Raw genomic sequence first — 16623 nt, forward strand, 5'->3', positions numbered from 1 at the left:
ATAAAGCGGGATTCGTTTTTTATCCAGATCAGCTGAAGGTTTAAAAGAAAGGTGGGCTTACCAAATGAGTCAAACATTTCAATTTCCTAATGGTTTTTTGTGGGGCGGTTCCGTCTCTGCGAACCAAATTGAGGGTGCATATCTAGAGGACGGGAAAGGACTATCCATTTCGGATATCATGCCGCACGGCATTCAGACACCTCCAACAACAGAACCAACAGAGGAGAATATGAAGTTAATCGCAATTGACTTCTATCATCGATACAAGGAGGACATTAAACTCCTTGCCGAAATGGGTTTCAAAGTTTTCCGCACGTCTATCGCCTGGTCCAGAATCTTCCCCAAAGGGGATGAACTTGAGCCAAACGAAAAAGGCCTCCAATTTTACGACAACCTTTTTGACGAGTGCCGGAAATACGGAATTGAACCTCTAGTTACGATCTCTCATTATGAGACTCCTCTACATCTCGTTAGGGAATATGATGGCTGGGCGAATCGAAAAATGATCGGTTTCTATGAACGGTATGTGCGAGCCATTTTCGACAGATATAAAGACAAAGTGAAGTATTGGCTTACATTTAACGAGATTAATTCTATTCTGGAACACCCGTTTGTGGGCGGCGGGATTAACACGCATGCGGATCAACTTAGCAAACAGGATCTGTACCAAGCGGTTCACCACGAGTTTGTTGCAAGTGCTCTGGCGGTTAAAATAGGGCATGAAATTAACCCTGATTTCAAAATTGGTTGTATGGTCATTGCTATGCCGATTTACCCATTGACTCCTGACCCTAATGATATGATCAAAGTGATGGAAGCTGATCATAAGAATACAGGTTTCACGGATGTCCATGTGCGTGGTTACTACCCAGGCTACATGAAACGTTATTTGAAAGATAACGGAATTACCATTCATTTTGAACCTGGCGATGAAGAAATTCTGAAAAATACCGTTGACTTTATTTCCTTTAGCTACTACCAAAGTAGTTGCGAAACGGCTGATCCAGCCAAGCAAATTAAAGGAGAAGGAAACCTGATTGGTGGTGTTCCTAATCCGCTCTTGACCGCGAGTGATTGGGGCTGGCAGATCGACCCTCAAGGCTTAAGGTACATCATGAATGCGATGTATGATCGTTATCAGAAGCCATTATTCATCGTTGAAAATGGATTAGGAGCCGTAGATGAACTGATTACGGACGGAAATGGTAATAAAACCGTTATTGATGATTATCGCATTAAATATTTGAAGGAGCACTTGCTTCAAGTTGCTGAAGCCATTCAAGATGGTGTTGAATTGATGGGATATGCATCATGGGGTTGTATTGACTTGGTTAGTGCAACAACTGCAGAGATGAAAAAACGGTACGGATTCATCTATGTGGATCGTCATGATGATGGTTCAGGAACATTGGAACGCTATCGTAAGAAATCCTTCCACTGGTATAAGGATGTCATTCAGAGCAACGGGATCAGCTTGTTTCGTGAATAGCGACAGCTGCTGATGTTGGAAATACGTTTATTACAGATTAGCGTACAGGCCTACAGAATAAATTAAGAAAGGGCCGCCAGTCAGCGGCTCTTTCTTAATTTAATATTGATATTTGAACGATTAGGGAGCAGAATATGAGAAAAAAAATGTTTTTAATAATTGCATTATTTGTTGCTACATTGAATTTGCGCCCAGCTATTAATTCTATATCTCCGCTGCTAGATACGATTCGGGAAGATCTGGGGATGAGCGCTGCACTAGCCAGTTTGCTAACTTCTATACCTGTACTATGTATGGGCGTATTTTCACCTTTTGCCGTCAAAGCAAGTGGGAGATGGGGAATAGAACGAATCATTGGATATTCCCTGATTGTGGTGGGAATCGGAATAGCCACTCGGCTATTTACACAGTCTACGTTCGTTTTACTTTTATCTGCATTAATCGTAGGTATCGGGATCGCTTCGATTGGCCCGTTAACTTCAGGTTTTATTAAAAAATATTTTCCCGATCATGTTCCATCTATGATTGCACTCTATAGTATTGCAATCACTGTAGGGGCTGCGGTCAGTTCAATGGTATCCATTCCTTTAGAAGCATACTTCAATTCTTGGCAGATAGCAGTAGGAGGGTGGGCAGTAATTGCCTTTGTAGCAGCGATCATTTGGTGGATCATGGTGAAGCCGCGATCTGAATCTGCTCATGTGAGTGAACGAAAAGAACGTCCGCAAATTAAACTTCCCTGGGGAAATAGAAGCGCATGGACGCTTACGCTTTCATTTGGATTAATGGCTATGTTGTTTTATTCTTTTACAGCGTGGCTCCCGTTAATGATTCAGGAAATGGGGTATAGCAAATCCTATGCAACGCTTTGTCTGACCATATTTGTTGTCATCCAAATCCCAATTAGTTTTGTACTTCCTGTATTATTGAAGAACTTTCCTTCAAGAAGAGTATGGATGGTTGGTGAATCTCTGTTCATGATTGTTGGTTTGATTTTATTGATGATGAATTTCATACCGATGGTTTCCGTTGTACTCTTTGGAGTTGGAGCAGGGGGCTTGTTCACTTTAAACCTGATGTTACCGATTGATTCTACAACCAATGTGAACGATGCAACTTCCTGGTCAGCGATGCAGCAATCTGCCGGGTATGTTATTGGAGCGATGGGTCCAATATTGCTGGGTTGGATTCATGATGCTTCCAATAGTTTCACACCTGCTATGATTGGAATGATTGTGATCATCATCCTAATGATTATGACGCAAATTGCAGCAACACGAGGAAAAAAAGTAATGGAAAGCGTCTAACGTAGTCATCCCATAGAGAGTCATTAAGACTGAAAAGAGAGCCTAGAGGGCTCTCTTTCTGGTGCGTGTTTATAAAAAGATCGAGTTCTCTCTCATAGCTCTAATTCTGTATTTACCATTTCTTTGAAAACCTCTCGTCCCAGCCATTCTAAAAGGAACGCAACAGGAACCTGAGTGGTGATGTTAGTGGATTCATAATACTCTTCTTTTACATAATAAGGGATATTCACATCTGATATTTTAGCCATGGTGGATTGGCGATTGTTTGTTATCGCCACAATTTTATTTTGCTCCTGCTTGATCCGTTGGAGATAAGGTAGAACATACGGGTTTTCACCTCGCGTAGATAATGCAATCGTAACGCTGTCTTTTTGCATTTTGATATGAACAGGATAATGAGGATCTTTTATGTACACGGAGCATATCCCTAGATTTGAGAAAAATCGGGCTCCATACTCACCCATTATTCCGGAGCTCCCGATACCAATAAAAATAACGCTACTGGCATTAGCAATTAACTTTGCTGCCGTTTGAATTTTTTCCTCCAATTCAGGAGCTTGAGAACGTTCAAAAAACTCATACACTGCATGATGTGGACTTTTCAACTCCTGCTTCGTTAGTTTACCCTTTTGGGAAATGAGCATCTTAAGTTTTACTTTAAATTCCGAAAATCCCTCACATTGATTCTTTCTGCAAAATCGCATAATGGTGGCTGTAGATACATGAGTTTCATCAGCCAGCTCTCTAATCCGCATGTACGCCACTTTTTCCATGTTCTGAGAAATATAGTTATATAAAGATAGTTCCAATTCATTATAGGATGAGATTTGTTCACTGGTGAACATGGATATGCACTCCCTTAGACCATAATAAAAATAATAGGTAACCTGCTTAGGCAGTATACATTACCTGTATTCAAAAAACAACACGTTACATTTTTGTTACAAAAATCATTTCGTGTCAAAGGAAACTAAACACTTAAACAATATATATTTTCTTCTCTGTTCTGAGTAACATGACGTTATAACATATGTTTCGCACTTCCATTATAACTGGCTAACGCGTCCATGGTCAGAGAACGAAGGTGGCAACGAATAAACCAACCTACCCTTAACTAGTTCTAGTTTCAAGCTTGTTGAGCTTCCTTAGTCTGCTTGAGAATGTCACAATAGCTGTCATATGAAAACATAATGAGTTTGTTTTGCCATCCTCAAAAATTTAGCTTTACTACCTTAATATACGTCGAAGGAGCCTTACATCATGGATAAACAACAATTGTCCAAAGATATTCTCAAACTGGTTGGTGGGGAAGAGAATATCGATCAAGTTACGCACTGTATGACTCGACTCAGATTCAATCTAAACGATAACAATCAAGCAGACAGAACAACGTTAAAAAACACACCTGGCGTTATGGGTGTAACGGAAAACGGTGGACAGTTTCAGGTGATTATTGGCAGTGAAGTTTCCGAAGTGTACAAAGCACTAGTGAACAATATGAGCATGAAGCCTAACGCAGAGAGTGCTCCAAAAGGCGGAAAGAAACAAAGGAATCCGATCAGCGCATTATTTGATTTCATATCGGGCATGTTCACGCCAATCCTGCCAGCAATTGCTGGCGCAGGTATGATCAAAGGGATCGTGTCCATTCTGGTGGCTCTTGGTTGGATGACAAATACAAGTTCAACCTATATCATTTTGTCTGCGGTTGGCGATGGCGCATTCTACTTCCTGCCCATTATTCTGGCCATTAGTGCTGCGAAGAAAATGGGGAGCAATGTTTATGTAGGTGCTGCACTAGCGGCTGGTCTCATGCATCCAACCATTACAGCGTTGCTTCAAGAGGGTAATACTTCGTTTGCAGGCATTACGGTTATTGCCACATCCTATGCATCATCGGTTATTCCCATCGTCATTGCAATCTGGATCGCTGCTTACGTGGAGAGAGCGATTGACCGCATCACTCATTCTTCACTGAAACTGATTGTTGTACCAACTGTTACGTTACTCATCATGGTACCACTAACCTTGATCGCGATCGGTCCACTGGGTGGCATTATTGGAAACGGTTTATCTGGGGGTATCCGATGGTTATTTGATAACGCATCCATTTTGGCAAGTATCTTGATTGGTGGCACAATGTCTGTGCTGATTATTACAGGCATGCATTATGCACTGTTGCCGCTTGCAGTTGGTTCGATTGCAACACTTGGTTACGATTTTATCGTTCCGTTAATGTTCGCAGCTAATATGGCCCAGGGTGGTGCTGCATTTGGTGTGGGCTTCAAGTCTAAAAACACCCAAACCAAATCACTTTCATATTCTACAGGACTGACCGCTCTTATGGGAATTACGGAGCCTGCCATGTACGGAATTAACATGAAATTCAAAAAACCATTTATTGCAGCGCTCATTGGGGGCGCAGTCGCTGGGGCGTTTCTGGGAACCTTTTCTGTTAAAGCCTATTTCATTAGCACTGTAGGTCTTCCGGGAGCTGCCTCATATGTCGGTCCAGACATTAGCAACCTGCTCTTTGCACTGATTGCTGCTTTAATTGCATTCGTTGTAGCTAGCGTAATTACTTATTTTCTGGGCTTCCAGGAAGAGTTACCTGCACCATCAGCAACGTCTGCAACTATACCTGTAGTAGCTGAAGACACTAAATTACAGGATGAACAAATATTCAGCCCTATGAGTGGGGAAGTTAAGCCACTTAGCCTGGTTCCAGATCCTGCTTTTTCAGAAGAAATGATGGGTAAAGGATTTGCCATTCAACCTTCAGAAGGACGTGCAGTTTCCCCAGTTAACGGCACAGTATTCTCTGTTTCTAAGAGTGGTCACGCTATTGGTCTCGTAAGTGATCTTGGCGCAGAGATGCTGATTCACATCGGGATTGATACGGTAAAGCTGAAAGGCCAATTTTTCTCGCCCAAGATTCAGGCAGGAGCAAAAGTATCCGTAGGTGATCTATTGATGGAATTTGACCGTGAAGAGATCGAAAAAGCGGGTTACAATATGATTACCCCGGTCATTATTACGAACATGGTTCAATATACCGATGTCCAATCGGCTGGGCGTACCACAATTAATGAAAAAGAATTGATGTACACAGTCAAAGCCTAATTTGGTGTTATTAATAGCGGCAGTGATTCCAAGTTATTTCTGGAACGCTGCCGTTTTTAAATAAAATAAAACACTGCGTTACTTTTGAGTAACAAATGTGATCTCATGTTAATTCAAACTAAAATGCCAAAATGTATATATTTATTTGAATAATAAAAGTAACATAAGTTTTGCAAAACAAAATTTATTACAGACCGATAAGTAGGAATACTCTGAATATGGAGAAATCTCTTACGGAGTTAACACTGAAAGGTGGAACACACAAATGAGTCTAACCATTCGATTAGCGGATGTTTTAATGTGGGAAGGTCTTTAGCTACTAATTCAATAGAAGGGTCTTATATAGAAAATGGTTTTGTCCCAGATGAGTGAATGTAGAATATTTATTTTAGTGAATAGTTAATTAATCTATTTTTCTAGAAATACAGAAATAAGAAGGTGCAATTGTTGAAAAATATGTGGAAAATATATTTATTAGCTGTAATTAGTTTTCTTAATGGCGCATCAGAGTATGTTATTGCCGGGATCCTAGACAAAATTGCTGAATCTAGCAACATTTCAGTTTCTTCTGCTGGACAGCTAATTACAGTGTTCTCTATAGCATTTGGCGTAGGTACTCCTTTTTTAATTGCTTTCACATCTAAATTAGACCGAAAAAAACTCTTAGTTTATGCATTAACTGTATTCTCTGTTATTAACATTTTAATTGCAACGATAACAGGATATGAGATGCTTATCGTAGCTAGAATTATTTCAGCACTTAGTGCCGGTGTTATTCAGGTTACGCTCCTTACTCTTGCTGCGGTTTTGGCTGATCCAGGAAAGCAAGGCAGTTCAATTGCTACAGTTATTATGGGAAATAGTACGGCATTAGTTATCGGTGTACCCATAGGTAGGGTTGTAGCTTCCCATTATGATTGGAACATCATATTTATTGGTCTTGGAGTAATAGGACTTATTCTCTTATTCCTAGCGCTGCTGATCATACCCAAAGTAGTTGCTGAAGAAGTTGTTCCTTTGCGTGATCAGTTTAAATTCATCATGCAACCGCGTATCGCAGCAGCGTTACTGATTACGTTCGTGTGGTTAGGCTCATATTCCATTTTATTTACGTACATTTCACCGTATCTCCTTGATATATTTAGTATGAGTGATCAAGGTGTAACGGTAGCCCTGTTTATATTTGGTATCGCTAGTGCTATTGGTTCCAAAATAGGAGGACTCAGTACAGATAAATGGGGCACATTCCGTACACTAGCTGGTGGCATGGTACTCCACGCCACTGCATTACTGTTGTTCCCGTTTATAGGCCAATCCATATTTCTTCTATATATATTACTTATTTTCTGGGCAATAGCAGCCTGGTCCTCAGGTACGCCGATCCAATTCCAGCTTATAAGTCTCGCTCCCGCTGCTTCAGGCATTGTACTTAGTTTGCATAGCGCGATTGGACAAGTTGGAATGGCTGCCGGAGCTGGTATCGGGGGTATTGCTGTCAACCACAGTTTGTTGAACTACATCCCATGGATCGGTGCGCTTGCCCTTGTGATTGGCATCGTAACAACGTTGCTTGATAACTCTCTATCTAAAAGAAAACAAACGAAAAAATCTTTGCAATAAATAAACACTTGTATCATCTTCGTTTGTTACATGCCTCTTAACGATGTATAAAACCTTCTATAACAATAAGAAAGCAGCTGACCCAAGTGATCAGCTGCTTTCTTTGTTTTATAATTCATAACTCATTAACCCAATGATAGTAGGTCCAACTGCACCAAAGTTTGATGTGATGGGATTAAGTTCGCAGCGAATGAAGCCGTAGACACGATCTCGTCAAGCTTATCGACGGTTTCCGCATACATTTTATGTACCGATTGAGGCGAGTACTAACCTCCAAGCCTTGTTACACCACAACTAACAATTCTCAAATTTGCATCTTTCATCTGATAATAGGAAAGTATTTATTTCATCGTATAGCAAAGTAAATCAACTGGAAGAAAATTATGTCGAGTTATTTAGAAGCATTTTTTATTTGGTCAATCATTAGGACTTTCGCATTCCATTCTCTAAATACAAATGAACAACAATCCTTAGCGGCAAATTTTCCAACAGTTATTGAAAACTATTTTAGGAAATATCTTAAAGGAGAAATTTTTTTGTTAAACTAAGGAGTAGGTTAGTGTAATTTCCCGTTTTAGATAACGTTATAATATAAACAGAGTTCAAGACATGAATACAATAAATGGAGGGGTAGGATTGAACAAGTATGTGTTACATATAGTTGCAAGTGTAGTTTGCATATTGTTACCTGCTGTTGGTCTCTTATATGTTTTGTGGGATAGCCACCAACCTAAAATAGGACCTGTAGGAGACGGAAAACCAAATTATCCTTCAATATCTCAATGGATATCTATTAGCTCTTCTTTTATTCTTGGAGTAGTTAATTTACCTCTTTCCATAATTCGATATAGACAAAAGGCTAAAGAAGATATTAAGAGTTAATGCTTTATTACGCTAACGTAGAAACTATAATTGAATAAGCGACGAAAATGAAGCTGCCTGTGTTAGACCGGCTGCTTCATTACGTTAACGAGCAGGATAGATGAATTTTGTGAATATACGCCAGGTATGCGAACGATAAAAACATAAACTTTTAAGATTAAAAGCATGCTACAGTCTTCAGAATCGCAGAAAAAAGAGGTCTAACCCGCCCGAATTTTATGGCTATCAGCCCTTCGATGGTGAAGTACCTTCATGTACAAGATACGATTATTATCCATTAAACCGGAAGGAATATCTCTTACATATCTTGAATCACGATAAATCTGAATTAAAGCTGGAGGCGAATGAGATGTTGGAATTAGAGTTTACGACTATAGAGGAGTGGGATGAAGCATTGTGGGCGCGGATGGAGCGAATCTATCATGAGGCTTTTCAAAGCGGCGCTAAGACAAAAGCGATTCTGCGCAGTATGCTGGACCGGAAGATTGGTTATTTACACACAGGCGTGCATCATGGAGAAGTGGTTGCGATGGCTGTTACTGGACTGGAGGGGAAGGTTGCGGACCGCATCCTGATCATCGATTACCTCGCGGTTGAACAGAAGTTGCGTGGGTGGGGCATAGGGACCTGGATGCTAGAGCAGCTCAGAGCCTGGGCGTTAAGGGAGCACCGGATCAAAGGTATGATTATCGAGGCGGAGTTCGGGACAACAGAGGCTCATCAGGAACGCATACAGTTCTGGCAACGCAACGGGTTCATCCTAACCTCCTATGTCCATCAATATAGAATGGTGCCAGAGCCGTATCAGGCAATGATGCTACCACTGGATACAAGTACGCATGTGCCTGATGATGGTGAAGCACTGTTTCGTTATATCAATGCTTTTCACAAGGTTGCTTACCGGAAGAGTTAGACCGCATTCAATGGACCTGCAGGAAAATACCGTAGAGATTAGGATGTAAAATGATCAGTTCTTGACTGCATGGTCAATAACTGATACATTAATCCCATGAGCAGACCAAGAGAATTTGATGTCGATCGTGTATTACACCAGTCTATGGAAGTGTTCTGGAATCAAGGCTTCAAAGCAACTTCTTATGAGGACCTTACGCGTACTACAGGAGTCAAAAAGCAAAGTTTGTACTGTGTTTTTAAAGACAAGCGATCGTTGTTTCTGAAGGCGCTGGCAATTTACCGTGAACAGGTTATAGCGAAACTGAAAGAGATTGAAGCCCTGGATTCGTCTCCCGTTGATAAACTGGATACCTTACGATATTCCCTTTTAGACGATGAAACTAGCTGCCAAGGGTGTCTAATTGTGAATGCATCACTCGAATTCGGAACAGATGACGAGCAGGTCACACGCGAAGCTGAGCTCATGGCAGAAGAGATTCAACTGGTATTAGAGAAGATCATAAGTAGTGGCCAGAAACAACAGTTAATTTCCAACCGGTATACGAGTATAGAGCTTGCATCTTATCTAAATAACACCATTCTTGGTGTGAGAGTTATGGAGAAATCAGGTTCATCCCGTGAACAGATCGAGACGGTTCTGCGTACTTCATTTGGCATGATCATGTCTTGATCTTTTTTTTGTGAAATTCTTGACTACGAAGTCAAAAATAATTGAAGGCGGATTAATACACCACGAAAGCTTGAAGGAGGTGGGGCTTTTCGAGAAAAATCGTGTATTGATTCATTTGGAAATAACGTCTAGCTGTTAACCAGGCTGATTGCTGTTTAACATCTCCTAGGTCAATTTATATAAAAAAAACGAAATATGTGGAGGTTATTATGAATTATTCTCAATCCGTAGAAGCATTGTTCCAACCTATAGAGTTAGGTCACTTGAAGTTATCCAATCGGATCGTGATGGCGCCGATGACGCGTCAATTTTCTCCGGAAGGTATCCCGGGTTCGAATGTTGCGGGCTATTACCGCCGCAGAGCAGAGAACGCAGTGGGGCTTATTGTGACAGAAGGGACAATAATTAATCATCCGGATGCATCCAATCAAGCCAATGTGCCGCACTTTTATGGTGAAGCTGCAATGAATGGTTGGGCACATGTTGTATCTGAAGTACATGAAGCTGGTGGTCGAATTATTCCACAGATCTGGCATATGGGAGCCAAAGGTCATGTTAATGATTATTCGGAAGCTGAGATTGCTACAATCGTTCAGGAATTCGCAAAAGCAGCCTCAGAAGCGAAACGCGTTGGGTTCGATGGTGTTGAAATCCATGGAGCACACGGCTATCTGATCGACCAATTCCTGTATGAGAAAACCAACTCTCGTACGGATCGTTACGGTGGAGATATGATGGCTCGCACACGTTTTGCAGTTGAAGTGATTGAGGCTTGCCGTAAAGTAGTGGGATCGGAATTCCCTATTGTACTGCGTTTATCTCAGTGGAAGACAGATGATTATCAGGCTAAATTGGCTGAAACACCGGAATTACTGGAGCAGCTTCTCGCACCGTTAGTTCAAGCTGGAGTCGATATCTTCCACTGTTCCACACGCCGTTTCTGGGAACCGGAATTCGAAGGGTCTGATCTGAATTTTGCTGGATGGACCAAAAAACTGACTGGTAAACCGACAATCACTGTTGGATCGATTGGTCTTGATGGTGACTTTACAAGTCTGTTCACAGAAGGTAAAGGCGCAAGTAACGCCAGTATCGAAGGATTGGTACAACGACTTCAGAATAATGAGTTTGATCTGGTTGCTGTAGGCCGTGCTCTTCTAGTCGACCCTGAATGGGTTAAGAAAATTCAAGAAGGACGTACTGATGATCTGGTTCCATTCACAAGAGAGGCGATGACTGTACTTACTTAATTGTAGTTATAATCCTTAGGAATATGTATTAATCAAACACACCTTCAAGATCATCTTGGAGGTGTGTTTGTAATGGCAACCAGAGTGAGTTATCCGGTGGAACTAAAGATGAACGCCATAGAGATGAGACTGGCAGAGGATGCAAAAGAAACATCGGAATAAGGTCCTCAACTTCATTATTGCTGGTTCCTTAATTTCTACATCATCACTCAACAACACCACTGCTTGGGGGGAGCTCTCCCTCCGAAAGATCAACGCTTCTCTTCACTGAATTCCCAATGCAAGTGACGATCTATTCATTAGCGCTAAGTGACAACAAGTGTTTTAGATTGTCATCAATAAATTGATTATCGGCACTGTTGATTCCACGACCGGCAAAATGGCCCCAGATCGATTGGATTGGTTTCAAGACAGCATTAGGTATACGCTTAGCTTCGTATTCATTATCGGCCGCTGTGCAGAAGAGATCCGTGCTTCCCGGCATGATACAGGCATAAGCTTTTATGCTCTGAAGTGCTTTATCAAAGTCTCCGTTATAGGAGGGGGTTGCACTGATATCTGCATGTTGTCCTGTCCATAACATGGCCAGAACATTATGCGGATCCATATTCATAAAGCTATATTCCCAAACACCAGCTACAAAATCCTCCAATGTGTCAAATCCCATCTCACGGTATAGCTCTTCTCTATAAAATGCATGTGATAGTCCCCATCCCGCATACACCCGACCAACGGCACGCATGTCTGTAGAACTTAGTTGGTTTAATTTACTTGAGTCGAAGCCGACTGCGGATAGCAGTGAAGCTTTCACGCCTTTCAGGACCACAAATGTGTGAGGCCAAGGTTTGGCGATGCCTCCGAAAGGTGCAATTCGTTCAACCATCTCCGGGTAACTTGCCCCCCATTGAAATGCCTGAATGCCGCCCATCGACCACCCGACGACGAGAGCAATCTTTTCAATACCGAATTTTTCGGTCAGCAGTTGGTGCTGGAATCGAACGTTGTCATAGATGGTTACCTGTGGAAAGTTAGCCCGATCGAATGGAGGAGGCGTGTTACTGGGAGAGGAAGAGAGCCCATTGCCCAGCAAATTGGGAACGATAATAAAATATTTCTCTGGATCCAGTGCCATCCCGCTGCCAATGAGCCATTCATTCTGAATATGCTGATCTCCAAAAGCCGTTGGATAGACAATAACATTGTCTTTCTGTTCATTTAATTTTCCGTAAGTTTGATAAGCGAGATAAGCGTTTGGTAACGTCACTCCTGATTGTAAGAGTACATCACCCAAATTAAAAATTTCATAATCCATCGTATAATTGCTCCCTTCAAAATGAAACACCACAGGTTCACTGTGATCTCTTGTACTCAGTATAGAGCTGTGATACTCTCAATAAAAGTGAATAGAATTCAAGATAGTATTCAATAAAATTGAAAGATGAAGGAGGGATCATTGGATGGAATTGCGTCAACTGAATACGTTTTGTACGGTTGCAAAAACATTGAATTTCACGCGGGCAGCAGAAGTGCTGAGCTACGTTCCTTCCAACGTCACGATGCAAATTAAAGCATTGGAAGATGAGCTAGGTGTTCGCCTCTTTGATCGGTTGGGCAAGCAACTCGCGCTCACAACTGCGGGTAAACGCTTTTTAACACACGCCCAAGGCGTTCTCGAAAAAATGGACGAGGCTCGTAGTGCTGTCCATGATAATGAAAAACTAAGTGGAACCTTAACGATAAGTGCGAATGAGGTTATTTGCTCTTATCGGCTTCCACCTGTCTTCCAACGGTTTCGTTCGCAGCATCCGGGAGTTCGCTTAATTTTCCGCTCAGTTCCGAATCAAGAGCTCAAGCAAACGCTCTTTGAGGGGACCACGGATATTGTTTATATGTTGGATGAACCCATTCGCTCGAGTGGACTTTCCGTGGAACCTTTGCTGGAAGAACATTTCCGATTGTTAGCTGCTCCAGATCACCCACTCGCCAAACGAACTGTGCTGCAATTGGAAGATTTTCATGATGAAGTGTTCCTGACAAATGAGAAGGGTTGCCCCTATCGAACGATGTTTGATCGGTCATTTGAGAAAGAGGGCATTGATAGCATTACATATTTAGAGTTTCAAAGTGCTGAAGCCATTAAACAATGTGCAATTTCAGGAATCGGTATTGCCTTTCTTCCTGAGATCGTCGCGGAATCTGAAGTTGAACGTGGAGAACTTGTTGTCCTCCCCTGGCAAATTCCGGACTTGCAGGTATATACACAGATGTTGTGGCATAAAGACAAGTGGCTTTCACCAATGATGTTATCTTTTATAGAAGCAACCAGGGTAGTGTTTGGTTCACAGAATGAAAATAAGACCGTATAGCTTATGTATGAGACATCAAACTGTTAAGCACAGTAAAACGCTGTTGAAAGTGAGGAGACATTATTTATGATTCCATTAGTATATGACCAGATTAACCATTGGGGAAAAGACGATGAATTTTTCCTTGCATTGTTAAAGAGATTACAAGTAGAATCTATAGCTGACCTGGGCTGTGGAACAGGAAGATGGACTACTCATCTTGTTCCGTGCGGTTATAAAATTACCGCTATAGATCCCAATGAAGAAGCGATTGAAATAGCGAGAAGTAAAGATAATTCTGAAAGTGTGGAATGGATTATAGGTGATAGTGCGGATTTACAAACCAATACCTATGATGCGGTAATTATGACAGCGAATGTTGCACAGGTATTTCTTACAGATGATAGTTGGAAGCGAGTAATCTCAGACGTATTCCGATCCCTAAAAATCGGGGGTCACTTTATTTTTGATACAAGAAACCCTTTGGTAAAAGGATGGGAAGAATGGGAGAAGGACAAAACTCCTGACTTAGCTAAAGATAGACTAAGCGGAGATCCTTTAGAAATTTATACAGAATATGAAGGGTTTGAGGGAGATACTTACACTTTCTATGAAATTGTAAAAAATACTAAAACAGACAAAGTGTTAGTGCATGAAAAAATGCAGCTGAGGTTTCGAAATCAAGAAGAATTCGATGAGTCGCTGAAACAAATCGGTTTTTCAAAAATTAAAACATATGGTGATTGGGAATTCAAACAAGCAAATTCTGAGAATAGATCGTTTATTTTTCATTGTGTAAAATACTAAAATAACTACAAACATGCTTCATTCAAATCCATTCAATGAAATTTGTTCATATATGATGAACTGGAGTATGATGGGGGAAGGCATTGCTGATAATTATCATATAATCAATGCCAAGTATAGAGTGTAATTTGATATCGGTCTAAAGCTTTTGGACCCGGCTATACAACACCATACTTCCTTGAAGGGGGACATCTGTTTTGGATGAGCAGTTTCTAGATTTATTGGCCGAGAAGTATGATACGGAAGAAAAAATCATAACAGAGATCATCAACCTTGAAGCGATCTCCAATCTCCCGAAGGGAACCGAGCATTTTGTCAGTGATTTGCATGGGGAGTTTCAGGCTTTTCAGCATGTACTACGAAACGGTTCGGGTACCGTCAAAGAGAAAATCAAAGAATTATTCCGGGAGGTTTGGACGGATCAAGAAATCAATGATTTTGCGGCGTTGGTTTATTACCCGGAAGAAAAAATACAGCTGGTTATAGGGGAACTGAGCAATAAACAGGCTTTGAACCAGTGGTATAGACTAACAATTGAACACATGCTTAAGCTTATTTCTTATGCCTCTTCCAAGTATACACGCTCAAAATTGCGTAAAGCTCTGCCGGAGCAATATGTATATATTGTAGAAGAGCTTCTATACAAGACGGATTCGACCAACAATAAGGATCCTTATTACGAGGAAATATATCGGCAAATTATATCCTTGGGCCAGGCGGACAATCTCATTATCGGCCTTGCTTATACGACACAGCGCCTGGTGGTTGACCATCTTCATGTAGTTGGAGATATCTATGACCGGGGGCCGTACCCCGATAAAATTATGGATACGCTGATCAACTACCATTCTGTAGACATACAGTGGGGGAACCATGATGTCCTCTGGATCGGAGCCTACGCAGGTTCTCTGGTCTGCCTTGCGAATATTATTCGGATCTGCGCCAGATACGATAATCTGGACATCATTGAAGATGTATACGGAATCAATCTGCGCCCACTGCTAAACCTGGCGGAGAAATATTACGAAGACAATCCGTCCTTCAGACCTAAGTTACAGGCTGGACATAATGTATCGGAGCAGGAAATTCTGCAGATCACCAAAATTCACCAAGCCATTGCCATGATTCAGTTTAAACTTGAAAGCCCGATTATCAAGAGACGCCCATACTTTAATATGTCTGAAAGACTTTTGCTGGAGCAGATTGATTACGACAACAATGAAATCAACATCTGCGGTAAAACGTACCACCTAGAAAACACCTGTTTTGCAACCGTAAATCCGCAGAAGCCCGAACAATTGCTTGAGGAAGAACGCCAGGTGATGGAAAAGTTGTTGTTTTCCGTTCAGCATTCCGAAAAGATGGCCAGACATATGAATTTTCTCATGAAAAAGGGCAGCCTTTATTTAAAATACAACGGGAATTTGTTAATCCACGGCTGTATTCCTTTGGATGAAGAAGGAAATATGGAAGAAATGCAGATTGAAGACAAGACATATGCGGGCCGTCAATTGCTTGATGTTTTTGAAGATTATTTACGTTACGCCTTTGCGCATCCGGAAGAGACAGAAGATCTGGCGACGGATATGGTATGGTACATCTGGACAGGAGAATGTTCCTCGCTCTTTGGAAAGAGAGAAATGACCACTTTTGAACGGTATTTTATCCAAGATAAAGAAGCACATAAAGAGAGAAAGAATCCGTACTACCATTTACGTGAAAATGAAGATATCTGTCGAATAATCTTGCAGGAGTTTGATTTGAATCCAGATCATGGACATGTCATTAACGGGCACACGCCAGTCAAAGAAATTAGTGGAGAGAGCCCTGTTAAAGCAAACGGAAAAATGATCGTGATTGACGGCGGTTTTTCCAAAGCCTATCAATCCACAACGGGCATTGCCGGATATACCTTGTTGTACAATTCCTTTGGCATGCAGCTCGTCGCCCATAAGAAATTTAATTCAAAAGAAGATGTGTTATGTAACGGAACGGACGTGTTATCTCTAAAAAGATTGGTGGACAAAGAACTGGAGCGGAAGCTGGTGAGGGAAACCAATGTCGGGGAGAAACTGCTGCGGAAAATCTCAAATTTGAAGGATCTACTAGAATATCGCTACATGAAATGAAACGATTGCTAAAAGTACACATTCGGATCAACCGTTTGAGTGCAATATGACATAGACGCTCGTATTGGGCAGGGAAGTAATAATAC

Annotated in this window: 13 protein-coding genes; 11 read left to right on the forward strand and 2 right to left on the reverse strand. The window is 41.4% G+C overall.

Annotated elements, in window-relative coordinates; genetic code table 11:
• The first annotated feature begins 64 nt into the window (after nt 1-64).
• Nucleotides 65-1489, forward strand: coding sequence for a glycoside hydrolase family 1 protein (locus NST38_RS16405; RefSeq protein ID WP_341344020.1), 1425 nt, complete (start codon nt 65-67; stop codon nt 1487-1489).
• Between the two features lie 134 nt (nt 1490-1623).
• On the forward strand, nt 1624-2796 hold the full coding sequence (locus NST38_RS16410; protein WP_339187016.1) for an MFS transporter: 1173 nt from the start codon (nt 1624-1626) through the stop codon (nt 2794-2796).
• Between the two features lie 92 nt (nt 2797-2888).
• Here NST38_RS16410 and NST38_RS16415 read toward each other — a convergent pair whose 3' ends face one another.
• A complete protein-coding gene (locus NST38_RS16415; protein ID WP_339187015.1) occupies nt 2889-3641 on the reverse strand; it encodes a MurR/RpiR family transcriptional regulator in 753 nt (250 codons plus the stop codon).
• Nucleotides 3642-4056: 415 nt separating this feature from the next.
• On the opposite strand from NST38_RS16415, the gene NST38_RS16420 reads away from it, so the two are divergent.
• The 6 genes from NST38_RS16420 to NST38_RS16445 all read left to right on the forward strand — a co-directional run bounded on the left by NST38_RS16420 (nt 4057) and on the right by NST38_RS16445 (nt 11256).
• On the forward strand, nt 4057-5919 hold the full coding sequence (locus NST38_RS16420; RefSeq protein ID WP_339187014.1) for a beta-glucoside-specific PTS transporter subunit IIABC: 1863 nt from the start codon (nt 4057-4059) through the stop codon (nt 5917-5919).
• Between the two features lie 456 nt (nt 5920-6375).
• Nucleotides 6376-7539 carry an MFS transporter gene (locus tag NST38_RS16425; protein WP_257467846.1) on the forward strand — a complete coding sequence of 388 codons (1164 nt, stop codon included), beginning with the start codon at nt 6376-6378 and terminating at the stop codon, nt 7537-7539.
• A 636-nt stretch (nt 7540-8175) separates the two neighbouring features.
• Nucleotides 8176-8421 carry a hypothetical protein gene (locus NST38_RS16430; RefSeq protein WP_076327461.1) on the forward strand — a complete coding sequence of 82 codons (246 nt, stop codon included), beginning with the start codon at nt 8176-8178 and terminating at the stop codon, nt 8419-8421.
• A 307-nt stretch (nt 8422-8728) separates the two neighbouring features.
• A complete protein-coding gene (locus tag NST38_RS16435; RefSeq protein ID WP_257467840.1) occupies nt 8729-9334 on the forward strand; it encodes a GNAT family N-acetyltransferase in 606 nt (201 codons plus the stop codon).
• A 96-nt stretch (nt 9335-9430) separates the two neighbouring features.
• On the forward strand, nt 9431-10006 hold the full coding sequence (locus tag NST38_RS16440) for a TetR/AcrR family transcriptional regulator (RefSeq protein WP_036673614.1): 576 nt from the start codon (nt 9431-9433) through the stop codon (nt 10004-10006).
• A gap of 209 nt (nt 10007-10215) precedes the next feature.
• On the forward strand, nt 10216-11256 hold the full coding sequence (locus tag NST38_RS16445) for an NADH:flavin oxidoreductase (RefSeq protein ID WP_174806470.1): 1041 nt from the start codon (nt 10216-10218) through the stop codon (nt 11254-11256).
• Between the two features lie 292 nt (nt 11257-11548).
• Here NST38_RS16445 and NST38_RS16450 read toward each other — a convergent pair whose 3' ends face one another.
• Nucleotides 11549-12568, reverse strand: coding sequence for an alpha/beta fold hydrolase (locus NST38_RS16450; protein ID WP_101313858.1), 1020 nt, complete (start codon nt 12566-12568; stop codon nt 11549-11551).
• 145 nt (nt 12569-12713) lie between these two features.
• On the opposite strand from NST38_RS16450, the gene NST38_RS16455 reads away from it, so the two are divergent.
• From NST38_RS16455 to NST38_RS16465, 3 genes are all read left to right on the forward strand, one after another.
• Nucleotides 12714-13622, forward strand: a complete 909-nt coding sequence (locus NST38_RS16455; protein ID WP_076327456.1) for a LysR family transcriptional regulator — start codon at nt 12714-12716, stop codon at nt 13620-13622.
• Between the two features lie 66 nt (nt 13623-13688).
• On the forward strand, nt 13689-14408 hold the full coding sequence (locus tag NST38_RS16460) for a class I SAM-dependent methyltransferase (RefSeq protein WP_101313859.1): 720 nt from the start codon (nt 13689-13691) through the stop codon (nt 14406-14408).
• Nucleotides 14409-14605: 197 nt separating this feature from the next.
• Entirely contained in the window at nt 14606-16537 is a 1932-nt protein-coding gene (locus NST38_RS16465) for a fructose-1,6-bisphosphatase (protein WP_076250556.1), read from the forward strand.
• Nucleotides 16538-16623: the final 86 nt, after the last annotated feature.

The sequence above is a fragment of the Paenibacillus sp. FSL H8-0104 genome (assembly GCF_038050215.1).
Taxonomy (GTDB): Bacteria; Bacillota; Bacilli; order Paenibacillales; family Paenibacillaceae; genus Paenibacillus; species Paenibacillus amylolyticus.

Excerpts from the sequence above, each read along its gene's own strand:
- NST38_RS16405 (WP_341344020.1), top strand. The coding sequence starts at position 65 with ATGAGTCAAACATTTCAATTTCCTAATGGTTTTTTGTGGGGCGGTTCC.
- NST38_RS16410 (WP_339187016.1), top strand. The coding sequence starts at position 1,624 with ATGAGAAAAAAAATGTTTTTAATAATTGCATTATTTGTTGCTACATTG.
- NST38_RS16415 (WP_339187015.1), bottom strand. The coding sequence starts at position 3,641 with ATGTTCACCAGTGAACAAATCTCATCCTATAATGAATTGGAACTATCT.
- NST38_RS16420 (WP_339187014.1), top strand. The coding sequence starts at position 4,057 with ATGGATAAACAACAATTGTCCAAAGATATTCTCAAACTGGTTGGTGGG.
- NST38_RS16425 (WP_257467846.1), top strand. The coding sequence starts at position 6,376 with ATGTGGAAAATATATTTATTAGCTGTAATTAGTTTTCTTAATGGCGCA.
- NST38_RS16440 (WP_036673614.1), top strand. The coding sequence starts at position 9,431 with ATGAGCAGACCAAGAGAATTTGATGTCGATCGTGTATTACACCAGTCT.
- NST38_RS16445 (WP_174806470.1), top strand. The coding sequence starts at position 10,216 with ATGAATTATTCTCAATCCGTAGAAGCATTGTTCCAACCTATAGAGTTA.
- NST38_RS16450 (WP_101313858.1), bottom strand. The coding sequence starts at position 12,568 with ATGGATTATGAAATTTTTAATTTGGGTGATGTACTCTTACAATCAGGA.
- NST38_RS16455 (WP_076327456.1), top strand. The coding sequence starts at position 12,714 with ATGGAATTGCGTCAACTGAATACGTTTTGTACGGTTGCAAAAACATTG.
- NST38_RS16460 (WP_101313859.1), top strand. The coding sequence starts at position 13,689 with ATGATTCCATTAGTATATGACCAGATTAACCATTGGGGAAAAGACGAT.